Below are 12041 nucleotides of genomic sequence, written 5' to 3'. Positions count from 1 at the left end.
TCACTGCCGCTTCAAGCCCGGTTCAAAACAGCGAGCCTTGATCGCTGGATTGCGATTTTGTCCGCGCGGGTTTGCGCCGCTTCGGCGCATCCGCCGGCTTTGCGGCGCCTTCTGACTGCGGGGCGGGCACGCTGCCCTCGGTGACGATGGCGGCGCGGCTTTGACGGCCGGCAAATTCCAGCGCAATCGGCATGCCCGCGTAAAGATCGCCCGCTCGTGTGACCGGGGCACCGTCGCCGTCCCGCACGATGACATAGCCGCGTTCGAGCACATTCAGCGGGCTCAGACTCGCGGCGAGGCGCCACGCGCCCTCCAGCCGCTGGCGGCGTTGGTGGCTCGTCTGTGTTTCAGCCCGTTCCAACCGCTCGCCGAGCTGTCCCAATGCCACCCGCGCGGCTTCGCTTTTGGCCTTCAGCATATGGGGCTTCAGCCCGGCGGCCAGCCGATCGAGGCGGCGCCGGGCATCGTCGAGCCGCAGCCGCGCGCCATGGTCGATCCGGGCGGCGTGATGGCGCAGCGCCGCCCGCTTGTCGCGCAGGCCGGCTTCGAGGGTCGCCGGGGCAAGCCGGGCAGCGGCGGCGGTAAAGGCTCGACGCTTGTCGCCGACGGCATGGCGCAGATTGCTGCCGAGCGCCGTCGTCGCCTCGTCGAGGCGCCGGCGCGGCGGCTCGAGCAGGGCCTCGATGCCGGGCATCGCCCGCAGCAACGCCGCCAGCCCCTTGCGCTCTTGGTCTAGACGGCGTGAGACCGCGCCGGACAGACGGGCATTGTGGCTGGCAAGCGCCGCCTGAAGATCGGCGCGCACCGGCACGGCCATTTCGGCGGCGCCCGTCGGGGTCGGCGCGCGGCGGTCGGCGGCGTGGTCGATCAGGGTCCAGTCGGTCTCATGGCCGACCGCCGCAATCAGCGGGATCTGCGAGGCGGCGGCGGCGCGCACCACGGCCTCGTCGTTGAAGCCCCAGAGATCTTCGAGGCTGCCGCCGCCGCGCGCAACGATGAGAAGATCCGGCCGCGGCACCGGGCCGCCGGCTTCGATGGCGTTGAACCCTTCGATCGCGGCGCTGACTTCCGCTCCGCAGGTCTCGCCTTGCACGCGCACCGGCCAGACCAGCACATGCACCGGAAACCGGTCGGAGATGCGGTGGACGATATCGCGGATGACGGCGCCGGTCGGCGAGGTGACGACGCCGATGATCCGCGGCAGAAAGGGCAGGGGGCGCTTGCGCTCGTCGGCGAAGAGGCCTTCGGCCTCGAGCTTCTGCCGCCGCTCGTTGAGCAGCGCCATCAGCGCGCCGGCGCCGGCGGGCTCGATCGTTTCGATGACGATCTGGTATTTCGACGAGTTCGGATAGGTGGTCAGCCGCCCGGTGGCGATCACCTCCAGCCCCTCCTCCGGCTTGAAGGCGAGCTTGGAAAAGGCGCCGCGCCAGATCACGGCATCGATCCGCGCGCGCTCGTCCTTCAGGGCGAAATAGGCGTGGCCCGAGGAATGCGGCCCGCGATAGCCGGACACTTCGCCGCGCACCCGCACATGGCCAAAGGTGTCTTCCACCGTCCGTTTCAGCGCCCCGGAAATCTCCGAAACGGAATATTCGGCGACATTGCTGGCGGGGATCGATTCGGCGGAACGGCTCATACCCGGTACTGTGGCGATCGCCGCTGCCAGCGGCAAGCCTTTGCCGGGTATGGGGCAGGGTGCGTCCATTCGCGTCAGGCACGATGGGCGTATCGTTCGACACGGGCGAGGGCGCCCATGCGCACGGTTATGACGGCTGGCGGGCCGTTCGAATTGGCTCGATCCCACGGCCTAAATCGATGCGTGGGGCGCATCGTTAGCAGCTGGCAGCCGGCGCGCTTCCGGATCTGTGCCGGCGTCGGTGTCAGGGAGGATCAGCATGACGACCAAAACGATTGTCATCGTGGCAGCCATCGCAGCGCTTGCGGCGGGCGTCGCCGGGCCGCTGCCGGCTCTGGCGCAAGGTTTGATGAGCGGTCTCGATATGTCGTCGCCGCGTATGACCAAGGCGGAAATGACACGAGCCGAGGTCAGCGCGCTCATCGCCAAGGCCACCAAGGCAAAGCCGGTCGATCTTTCACACAAGTCGCTGAACGGCCTCGATCTGGCTGGGCTGGATTTTGCCGGCGCCAATTTCACCGGTGCCGCGGTCAACGGCACGAGCTTTGCCGGCGCCAATTTCAAAGGCGCCAAGCTCGATCAGCTATGGGGGCTGAAAGCGGATTTTTCCGACGCGGACCTGGCGGCGGCGAGCCTCTTTCAGGCGCAATTGAAGGGCGCGATCTTTGCCGGCGCCGATTTGTCCAAGACCCGGCTTGCCGCTGATCTCACCGGCGCCAATCTGGTCGACGCCAATCTCAAAGGGGCTGATCTTTCAGCCGACATGCGCAATCAATCGATGGGTATGATGCGCGGCGTGTTGAATTCGGCGAATCTGACGGGCGCCAATCTCGCCGGCGCCAATTTGTCTCGCGCGGCGGCGGAGTTTGCGAATTTCTCGGGCGCGAATCTGACGGGGGCCGATCTGCAGCGCGCCGAGATCGCCGGGGCAAATTTCGCCGGCGCCACCATCAGCGGGGCCGATTTCGCCAAGGCCGATCTGCGCTCGGTGCAGTGGGGCGGCGTCATCGGCTCGGCGAAGAATCTCGACGCCAGCGGCAAGGCGAAGGCATCCCAGTAAAGATCGGCCGCCTCGGCTTTCACGCGGTGGCGACGGCGGCGCCGGGCTTCGGGCGGGACAATCGCGCACCGCGCAATTCGGTTTTGACCTGCGGCCGGGCGGGTCCCTCGGCGGGCTGGAGATTGGCAAGACTGTCGCGGATGTGGTCGACGAGGGCGCTGACCACCGGGCCATCGGAATTGCGGGCGCGCAGGACGCCGATCTCGTTGTCCTTGAGTTGGGGAAAGCCATCATGCTCGCCGAGCACCCGCATCCCGGGCCGTAGCGCGCATTCCGGCAGGACGCCGACGGCAAGGCCGGCTAAAATGGCCGAGGCGATGATCTGCGCCGACCAGGAGGAGAACAGCACCTTGTAGCGCAGGCCCGCCGCATCGAGCGCCTTCATCCCCTCGGATCGCCAGGCGCAATTCGACCGGCCAAGCGCCAGCGGCAGCACGGCCTCCTGATGCACGTCATGGGCGGCAGAGGTCATGAAATGCAGCGGTTCGCGCCGCACGATCTCGGGCTGGATCTGGCCGACGGTGCAGTCGGCGACGAGGGCGACGTCCAGACGGCCCTTGTCAATGTGATCGGCGAGGTTGGCCGAGGGCTCGCAGGCGATCTGCAATTCGACCAGTGGGTTCGAACGGCTGAAGCGGGCGAGGATCTCCGGCAGGAAGCGCTCGGCATAATCATCCGGCAGGCCGATCCTAAGCTGCCCCTGGATCGCTTCGCTGTCGAAGGCCGAAAGGGTCTCGCGGCTGAGGCTGATAATTCGGCGGGCATAGATCAGAAGGCGCGAGCCGGCTTCGGTGACCTGGATCGTGCGGCCGGTGCGCTCGAACAGCGAGACGCCGAGGCGCTCCTCCAGCCGGCGGATCTGCATCGAGACCGCCGATTGGGTCTTGAAGACGTCCTCGGCGGCCCGGGTAAAACTCCCACTGTCGACGATGGCGACGAAGGTCTGCAACTGGTCGAGGTCGAGCGGCGTGGCCATGATAATGATCCATCATCGAAAGTGATGCCAGAGATTACTAACATTCGTTGGTGTGATCAATCCTGCTGACATAGAGTGATCATGTCAGGAACAATTCGGGAGCTGCTGCTGCCCTCGCTTCGGCGATGGGAGAGCGCTCCCGCTTTTTTCTGATCCGATGGCTTGTGAAAGGAGAAACGGCCATGACGATCATCGTGAGATCCACCCCCACCCAGCCCGCGTCCAACCGCTTTGCGGCCGGACTGACCGTTTTCGCGACGGCAGTGCGAGCGATCGTCAAGACCATGATCAACCGCCATCGCGTCAAATCGCTCGCCGACATGCCGGATTATGTGCTGAAAGATATTGGCCTGCGCCGCGACGACATCGCGACGTCGCTCGTCTCCGACTGGCGCGAAGATCCAAGCTATAAGCTCGCGCTCCTCGCCGCGCGGCGGCGGCGCAATGGTTTCGAACGCTGAACGCGGCGGCCGGCGTCCCCGCCATGAGCCGGCCATTGCCGTCGTTCGCCTGTGCACGGCCGGCCACCATCAGGTGGCCGGCCGTGTCGCGTTTTACAGGGCTGGGAGGTTCGCGTCGTCCTTGTCCAGCTCATCGGGGACAAGACGCCGCAACAGCAGCTTGTCGATGCGCCGGCCGTCGAGATCGACCACCTCGATCTCGAAGCCACTCCATTGAATGCGTTCGCCGGTGTCGGGGATATGGCCGAACTGTTCGAGGGCGAGGCCCGCCAGCGTCTCGTATTCCCGCTCCTGCGGCACGTCGAAATCCTCGATCTGACGGGCGAGTTGCTCGACCGCCATCGAGCCGTCGATCAGCCAGGAGCCGTCCCGTCGCCGAAACGCTTTCGGCTCGTCCTCGTCGCCCTCCGGCAGCGAGCCGGCGATCGCCGAGAGAATGTCCTGCGGCGTCGCGATGCCCTCGAAGGAGCCGTATTCGTCGAGCACGATCGCCATGTGAATGCTGTGGCCGCGGAACCGCTCCAACAGCTTCAGGATCGGCATCGCCTCGTTGACATAGAGCGGCTCGCGCAGGATATCGGCGATGGCGAAGTCGCCGGTCTGGTGCTGGCGTTCGAGAATGTCCTTGGTCTGGACGATGCCGACGACGGCGTCTTCCTCGGTGTCGACGATCGGAAACCGCGAATGCCCGGCCTTGGCGATCTCGGCGATCGCGTCCTGGGGACCATCGCGCAGGGCCAGCCAGTCGACGTCCGGGCGCGGGACCATGATCGAGCGGACGTTGCGGTCGGCGATCGAGATCACCCCCTCCAGCATTTCCCGCTCCTTTTCCTTGAAGACGCCGGTCTGGGTGCCTTCTGCGATCATCGCCCTGACATCCTCTTCAGTGACCGCGTCATCCTTGTCGTCGGAAAGGCCGAAGACGGCGGCGAGCGTCCGGGTCGAGACTTCCAATATGAAGACCAACGGCCGGCCGATCATCGCGACGATGCGCATGATCGGGGCGACGAAGCAGGCAACCGCCTCAGGTTTCGCCAAAGCCAGACGTTTCGGCACGAGTTCGCCGATGACCAGCGAGAAATAGGTGATGACGAGGACGACGAGGAAGAAGGCCGCGTCCTCGGCAATAGGACCGACGACCGGCCAATCGCGCATCGCCGCGGCGAGCGGCGCGGCGAACACCGAACCACCGAAGGCGCCGGCGAAGATGCCGACGAGGGTGATCCCGATTTGCACCGAGGAGAGAAAGGTGGTCGGGCTTTCGGCAAGCTTCAGCGCAATCCGGGCGCCGCGCCGGCGCTCCTTGATCAGTTGCTCCAGCCGGCTCTTGCGGGCCGACACGACGGCCAACTCCGACATGGCGAAGAAGCCGTTGAGGACGATGAGCGCGAAGACGATGGCGGCGTTGACGAGGAGCAAGTGGGGTTCCGGTCTTGGGTCTCGATTGTGGCGGGTATCCGGTCCGGCGCGCGGGACGAGAGGCGGCGTCAGACGATGGGAGCTGGATATAGGCGCTCTGTGAGCAAGGGCGAACCGGCGCCATCCAGGCGCGGTGCGGTCAATCGCTCTGCCTGTCGTCGTCCGTCTTGCCGTCCCAATTCGTCGCGTAAGGCGCGAGGATCTCCAGCATCCGCCGTGCATAGTCCTTTTGGAAGGTCAGCGCGGCATCGCCGAGATCGGTCGGCGTGGTCGCGGCGCTTGCCGTTTCGCTGCCGCGCTGCCTACCCGCGGTCGCATCACGCTTTGCCGCGGTCGCCTCTGCCGCTGTCGCGTCGTCATCGCTGCCTTGCTGAAAGCCGCGGACGAACTCCTCCATCAAGGCCGCGTAAGGTGGAAACGGCATGGCGGCGCGCTCGTCGGGCGTCTTGCCGGCTTCGGGTGGCAGCCATGGCACGCTGCCGGTCAAGGCGTTCTTGAACAGTCGATTGAGATAGTCTGAGCCGGGGATCTGGCTGATCTCGGCGCGGCTCTGCGGGCCGGCATCGGAAGGCCGGCCGAGGGCCTCGATGGCATTGGCGCTTCGCCGCAGCATCTCGGCGACGGCGCCGGGATAGTCGCCCCCGGTCAGCTGTTTGGGCTGGCTGCGGGTGAGATTGGTCATCATCATCCGCAGCATGGTGCCAATCGTCATCACCGAGATGTTGCGGATCATCTCCTCGACCGTGTCCGGCGCAACGCTGCTGGCGACCGAGACGTGCCGGGCAATCGCGGAGACGATATCCTGCGAGCCGAATAGCGCATTGGCAAGGTCGCGGGCGACCGGGCTGTGCGTCGTGCCATGGGCGAAGTTTGAGGTCTCGTCGTCCATGAAGGGCTTGTAGCCGCGGCAGATCGTGGCCCATGCGCCGGGGACGATCATCGCGCGCTGCAAGGCGAGCGCAAAAGCCGGCGCCAACGCGCTCGTTGTCTTGCGCATCTCCTGCTGGCTGAGGTTGAATGCGTCGGCGAGGCGATCGGCGCCGATGCCGGAGTCGCTTGCCGTAAGCCAGTCGAAAAAGTCCGTCATCTTCGGCCCTGTCGGCTGGGTGCCCGTTCCGCCCGACGATGCGTCGATCGGCGAGCGCTCAATAAGAGAAAATGGTGCTGAGGCAGCCCGCGCCAAGTCTTATCAGACCGTTAACGGAGAATTTTTCGCGAACCGCCATCGCGAAATCCGCGCGGTGCGGCCAGCAACAGCGGATCGGCCGGCAGGCCGGCTCTCGCGTCAGTAACTCAGATGTTTGAAGACCCGGGGCATCGAGCGGTCCCACTGCTCTTCATAGAGCCGGATGAGCTCTTCGGCCGATGTCGTGCCACGGGCCACCACCTCTTCCAAAGGCGCGAGGAAGAAGCTCTCGTCATAGCCCTCGTCGTTGAGCCGGCCACGCGCCTTGAGACCCTGCCGAGCCAACTTGAGCGTCTCGCGAGCGAGATCCAGCACCGTCCCGTCGCGGAAGGGCGTGCGGAAGCCGTCGTGCGGGACCGCCGAGCGCATCGCGTCGACTTCCTCGAAGCGCCAGTCGGCGGTTAGCGCGTCGACCGCCTGCAGTGTCGCCTCGTCGTAGAGCAGCCCGACCCAATAGGCCGGCAGGGCGCAGATCCGCCGCCACGGGCCGCCGTCGGCGCCGCGCATCTCGATGAAGCGCTTCAGCCGCACGTCCGGGAAGAGCGTCGAGAGATGGTTGGCCCAATCGCCAAGCTGCGGCTGGGGATCGGGGATGGCGCCCTTCAGCGCCCCGTCCATGAACTGGCGGAAGGTGACATGGGTCGCGTCATGATAGATGCCGTCGCGGGTAACGAAATACATCGGCACGTCGAGCGCCCATTCGGCATAGTCGCGATAGGAGAAGCGCTCGTCGAAGACAAAGGGCAGCAACCCCGAGCGCTGGTTATCGACATCCGTCCACACCTGCGAGCGCCAGGAGACGAGGCCGTTCGGCCGGCCTTCGGTGAAGGGCGAATGGGCAAACAGCGCCGAGGCCACCGGCTGCAGCTTCATGCCGACGCGCATCTTGCGCCGCATGTCGGCCTCGTCGGCGAAGTCGAGATTGACCTGGATCGTCGTCGTGCGCAGCATCATGTCGAGGCCGCGGGTGCCGACCTTCGGCATGTAGCGGCGCATGATCTCGTAGCGCGATTTCGGCATGATCGGGGTTTCGGCGAGGGTCCAGCTCGGCGAGGAGCCGATGCCGAGAAAGCCGATGCCGAGATCCTTGGCGACGGCGCGGACCTTGGCCAGATGATCGTTCGATTCGCGACAGGTGGCGTGGATGGTTTCGAGCGGCGCGCCGGAGAGTTCGAACTGGCCGCCGGGTTCGAGCGAGATCGCGCCGCCGCCGTCGGCGCTGTAGAGGCCGATCAAATTGCCGTCGTCGATGATCGGCTCCCAGCCGGAGAGCGACTGCATGCCTTCCAGGATCTTGCGGATGCCACGCTCGCCGCCATAGGGCACCGGCGACAGATCCTCCAGATAATAGCCGAACTTCTCGTGCTCGGTGCCGATCCGAAAGTTCTCGGGCGGCTTTTCGCCGTCCTTGAGATGGCCTACGAGGTCGTCCATCGACGAGACGGGCGTCAGATCGGTCGTGTCACGCGCCATTCGTTCACTTCCATTCGTTACGAGACGCGCCGAGCCTTTGGCGCACGCAACCCGCCATTTTATCTCACGCGGTGGTGCCTCGATTTTGCCGCGCGCGCAAGCGGCGATCGGTTGACGGTGCGGCCAGACTGCGCGGCTGATGCTCAGAAGCGACGGCGCTCACCAATCGCCGATCACCGCCTGGACGATGGCGAGGGCGGCCACTGCCGCGGTGTCGGCGCGCAGGATGCGAGGCCCGAGCGCGATGGCGGTGACGCCCCCCTCGGCCCGCAATCGATCCCGCTCCTCCGCCGAAAAGCCGCCCTCCGGCCCGATCAGCAGCGATAGCGGCCCGCGCGGGAGCGCGGCGAGCGTTGCCGCCGGGCTTTGCGCATCCTCGCGCTCGTCGCAGAAGATCATCGGGCCGTGCGGGAGATAGGCGGCGAGCGCCGCGTCGAACTTCATCGGTTCGCGGCATTCGGCGATGGTCAGAATCCCGCATTGCTCGGCCGCCTCGATGGCATTGGCCTGCATTCGCTCGACATTCACCCGGCTCGATTGAACGTGCTGGGTCATCACCGGCTGCAGGATGCCGGCGCCCATCTCGACCGCCTTCTGCACCATGTAGTCGAGCCGGGCGTGCTTCAGCGGCGCGAACAGATAGGCGAGTTGGGACGGGGGCGTCTGGGCGCGCAGCAGAGCCTCGGGCAGAAGATCGGCCTTCTTCTTGCCGGCCCGCTCCAGCTGGCAGCGCCACTCGCCGTCGCGGCCGTTGAAGGCGAGAACGCTCGCGCCGGTCTCGAGCCGCATGACATTCATCAGATAGTTCGCCTGGGCCGGATCGAGTGCGACGGGGCTGCCCTCGGCGAGATCGGCCGCGACGAACAGGCGGGGGCTCTTGAAGTCGTAGGCAGGCATTTATCCGCGTCTCGTTCTTGCTCGCTCCGCAACTTAAGGCCGAGCCTGCCGTTGTCAGCGCAAATCATTGTCGTTTTCGAAAGGGACATTTCATGGATTTGCAGATCAGAGACAAGGTGGCGCTGATCACCGGTGCGACCGGCGGCATGGGCTTTGCGACGGCAAAGATTCTCGCTGAAGAAGGCTGCCGGCTGGTCTTGTCGGACTTGAAGACCGACGATCTGCAAAACGATGCCGAGTCGCTGCCGACGGAGGTGATTTGCGTTGCCGCCGATGTCACCAAACAGGCCGATGTCGATGCGCTTGCCCGGGCCAGCCGGGAAAAATTCGGCGCGATCGACATCGTCGTCCACACCTCCGGCATCACCGGCGCCAAGGGCCATCCCCTCGAGATGACCGATGAGGATTATCGCGAGGCCTGGGACATCGACTTTTTCTCCGCCGTGCGCATGGCCCGGGCGACCTTTCCGGCGATGCGCGAGAAGGGGTGGGGCCGTTTCGTCTGCATCACTTCCGAAAACGCCGTTCAGCCCTACTGGGACGAAGCCACTTACAATACCGCCAAGGCGGCGCTGGCCGCCTTCGTCAAGAATCTGTCCTATCAGGAGGCCGCCCACGGCATTTTGTGCAACACCGTCTCGCCGGCCTTCATCGAGACCGCGATGACCGACGGCATGATGGAAAAGCGCTCCAAGGAGCTCGGCGTCTCCTTCGACGAGGCGGTGAAGAGCTTTCTCGACGAGGAACGCCCCGGCATCGTCCAGAAGCGGCGGGGCAAGGTCGAGGAGGTCGCGGCGGCGATCGCTCTCGTCGTCTCGGAGCGGGGTTCCTTCATCAACGGCTCGAACCTCAGAGTCGATGGCGGCTCGGTCCAGGCGGTGCAGAACTAAGCACGACATCCGGTGTGGCGGGGCAGCTTGGCTGCTTGCCGCGCTTGCACGGTGGCTGCGGCTCGGCTACCGGGGCAGGGTGCGCGATGCGCGCCGCTTCATACCGAATGGCCCTCCATGTCTGTGACGAACCTGCAATTTCGCGATGCCACAGAAGCCGATCTTCCGGCGATCGTCGCCTTGCTCGTCGACGACATTCGCGGGCGCGGGCGAGACGACGCCTCGCTGCCGCTGGATCCGGTTTATGGGGACGCCTTCGCCGCAATCGATGCCGATCCGAATCAGCGTCTCATCGTCGCCCTGAAGGACGGGGAGACGGTCGGTACGCTTCAACTCTCGTTTCTGCCGGGGCTTGGCCATCGCGGCGCTTGGCGCGGCCAGATCGAGGCCGTGCGCGTCGCCTCGAGGCTGCGCGGCGGCGGGTTCGGCAGTCAGATGATCGCCTGGGCGATCGAGGCCTGTCGCGAACGCGGCTGCAAACTGGTCCAACTGACCTCCGATGCCGGTCGGCTCGACGCGCACCGCTTCTACACCCGTCTCGGCTTTGCCCAGAGCCATCTCGGCTTCAAGCGGGTCCTTTGACGCCCGTCGGCCAGCATTTGAAAATCGTTGTCTGGAGCGCCCTGCGTCCGATCGGACGCAGAAAGGTCGCTCTCACCCTTGGAATCGACGCATCGTGCTTTGCCGAAAATCGATTCCGATTGTCTCGCCGATGCTGGAGGCAGGATCGAGACACCGCTCCTCGAGAGCGATGCCGGTGACAGCGACCACGGCAGCTCGCCCGAATAGGCAACGCTTGGTCCGATGTCCGTGGGCCCGCCGACTTGGCAAGGAAGACAAACCGTTCCACGATATGGCCGATCGATTTTTGGGGCCGGGTCGCAACGATGGGGCGCTCGCCGCTGGCGAACGGCGCCGCGTTGGCGGCCGGGGAGGATGGTATTTCGAGACGCGGCCTGAGGGTGCTCCGAGGGTCCGGCGGGTTCGTTCACGACAATGCCCGCTGGCTGGCCGGTGGTTTTTTGCTCACTTTATTTTCGAGCTATGGCCAGACCTTTTTCATCGCCGTCTCGGGCGGTGATATCCGCGCCGAATTCCATCTGACGAATGGCGAGTTCGGGGGGCTCTATATGGCCGCGAAGCTGCTTTTGTCGGTGACGGTGATCCTGACGACCGTGGTGGCCGGCCCGCTGATCGATCGCTACGGCTCGGTGCGGCTGTTGCGGTCATGCTTTCGGCCACGGCCGGCGCCAATCTGGCGATCGGCCTTTGGTCGGCGCCGGCCTCGATCTTGATCTTCATGGCCCTGATGGGTGTCAGCTTCGGCCTCTACGCGCCGCTTTTCGGGGCAGTTTGGCCGGAGCGTTACGGCACGGCGCATCTTGGCGCGATCAAGTCGCTGGTCCGGGCGCTGATGGTCTTCGGCACGGCGGTCGGTGCCTGAGGCCGGCGGTGCGTCGCAAATCGAGAGCCGTCATCTTCAAAGGGGATGTTCGATGCCAGCATTCGTCATCATTTCCGGTTGCTCTGGCGGTGGAAAGTCGACGCTTCTGACCGAATTGTGCCGCCGCGGCTTCGCTGTCGTGGAGGAGCCTGGCCGACGGATCGTGGCCAGCGAGCAGCGTTTCGGTGGCTCGGCCTTGCCCTGGATCGATCCGGCGGCCTTTGCCCGGCGCGCCGTGGCGATGGGGCGAAAGGATTGCGACAAGGCCAGCGGTCAGGAGGGGATCGTCTTTTTCGACCGCGGGCTCATCGACGCCGCAGCCGCTCTCGAATTTGCGACCGGCGAGGCGTGTCTGCGCCACGCTATCGGGCTCCAGCGCGTTCATCGCCGGGTCTTTATGGCGCCGCCCTGGCCGGAGATCTTCGTCGGGGACGATGAGCGCCGGCACGATCTTGTCACCGCGCGCGCCGAATATGAACGGCTCGTCGACGCTTATAGCGAGCTTGGCTATGAGCTCGATACACTGCCGAAAATTTCGGTCGGCGCGCGTGCCGACCACCTCATCGCGGCTTTGGCGGGGGACGGACTGCTGTAAGCTG

Annotated in this window: 12 protein-coding genes; 6 read left to right on the top strand and 6 right to left on the bottom strand. The window is 65.5% G+C overall.

All coding sequences use genetic code 11. The features are described 5' to 3' along the window. Positions 1-22: 22 nt before the first annotated feature. Entirely contained in the window at positions 23-1636 is a 1614-nt protein-coding gene (gene xseA, locus J1C48_RS01055) for an exodeoxyribonuclease VII large subunit (RefSeq protein WP_207255798.1), read from the bottom strand. 259 nt (positions 1637-1895) lie between these two features. Here xseA and J1C48_RS01050 point away from each other — a divergent pair, with 259 nt between their 5' ends. Then, on the top strand, positions 1896-2696 hold the full coding sequence (locus J1C48_RS01050) for a pentapeptide repeat-containing protein (RefSeq protein WP_207255797.1): 801 nt from the start codon (positions 1896-1898) through the stop codon (positions 2694-2696). 19 nt (positions 2697-2715) lie between these two features. On the opposite strand, the gene J1C48_RS01045 is transcribed toward J1C48_RS01050, so the two are convergent. Next, positions 2716-3672, bottom strand: coding sequence for a LysR family transcriptional regulator (locus J1C48_RS01045; RefSeq protein ID WP_207255796.1), 957 nt, complete (start codon positions 3670-3672; stop codon positions 2716-2718). Positions 3673-3854: 182 nt separating this feature from the next. On the opposite strand from J1C48_RS01045, the gene J1C48_RS01040 reads away from it, so the two are divergent. Further along, a complete protein-coding gene (locus tag J1C48_RS01040) occupies positions 3855-4133 on the top strand; it encodes a YjiS-like domain-containing protein (RefSeq protein ID WP_207255795.1) in 279 nt (92 codons plus the stop codon). Between the two features lie 93 nt (positions 4134-4226). On the opposite strand, the gene J1C48_RS01035 is transcribed toward J1C48_RS01040, so the two are convergent. The 4 genes from J1C48_RS01035 to J1C48_RS01020 all read right to left on the bottom strand — a co-directional run bounded on the left by J1C48_RS01035 (position 4227) and on the right by J1C48_RS01020 (position 9108). Then, entirely contained in the window at positions 4227-5552 is a 1326-nt protein-coding gene (locus tag J1C48_RS01035) for a hemolysin family protein (RefSeq protein ID WP_207255794.1), read from the bottom strand. 139 nt (positions 5553-5691) lie between these two features. Beyond that, entirely contained in the window at positions 5692-6639 is a 948-nt protein-coding gene (locus J1C48_RS01030) for a hypothetical protein (protein WP_207255793.1), read from the bottom strand. A gap of 198 nt (positions 6640-6837) precedes the next feature. Next, entirely contained in the window at positions 6838-8211 is a 1374-nt protein-coding gene (locus J1C48_RS01025; RefSeq protein ID WP_207255792.1) for a glutamate--cysteine ligase, read from the bottom strand. Between the two features lie 159 nt (positions 8212-8370). Next, on the bottom strand, positions 8371-9108 hold the full coding sequence (locus tag J1C48_RS01020) for a 16S rRNA (uracil(1498)-N(3))-methyltransferase (RefSeq protein WP_207255791.1): 738 nt from the start codon (positions 9106-9108) through the stop codon (positions 8371-8373). A gap of 92 nt (positions 9109-9200) precedes the next feature. Here J1C48_RS01020 and J1C48_RS01015 point away from each other — a divergent pair, with 92 nt between their 5' ends. From J1C48_RS01015 to J1C48_RS01000, 4 genes are all read left to right on the top strand, one after another. Then, positions 9201-9998, top strand: coding sequence for an SDR family NAD(P)-dependent oxidoreductase (locus tag J1C48_RS01015; protein WP_207255790.1), 798 nt, complete (start codon positions 9201-9203; stop codon positions 9996-9998). A gap of 117 nt (positions 9999-10115) precedes the next feature. Continuing rightward, a complete protein-coding gene (locus J1C48_RS01010; RefSeq protein WP_207255789.1) occupies positions 10116-10580 on the top strand; it encodes a GNAT family N-acetyltransferase in 465 nt (154 codons plus the stop codon). A gap of 646 nt (positions 10581-11226) precedes the next feature. Then, positions 11227-11442 (top strand): hypothetical protein, encoded by a 216-nt coding sequence (locus tag J1C48_RS01005; protein WP_207255788.1) that lies wholly within the window; start codon positions 11227-11229, stop codon positions 11440-11442. Between the two features lie 52 nt (positions 11443-11494). Further along, positions 11495-12037 (top strand): AAA family ATPase, encoded by a 543-nt coding sequence (locus J1C48_RS01000; protein ID WP_207255787.1) that lies wholly within the window; start codon positions 11495-11497, stop codon positions 12035-12037. Positions 12038-12041: the final 4 nt, after the last annotated feature.

Origin of the sequence: Jiella flava (assembly GCF_017349315.1) — a bacterium.
Classification (GTDB): Bacteria; Pseudomonadota; Alphaproteobacteria; order Rhizobiales; family Rhizobiaceae; genus Jiella; species Jiella flava.
The sequence above is the reverse complement of the archived record's forward strand: the minus strand, read 5'-3'. Positions and strand labels throughout refer to the sequence as shown.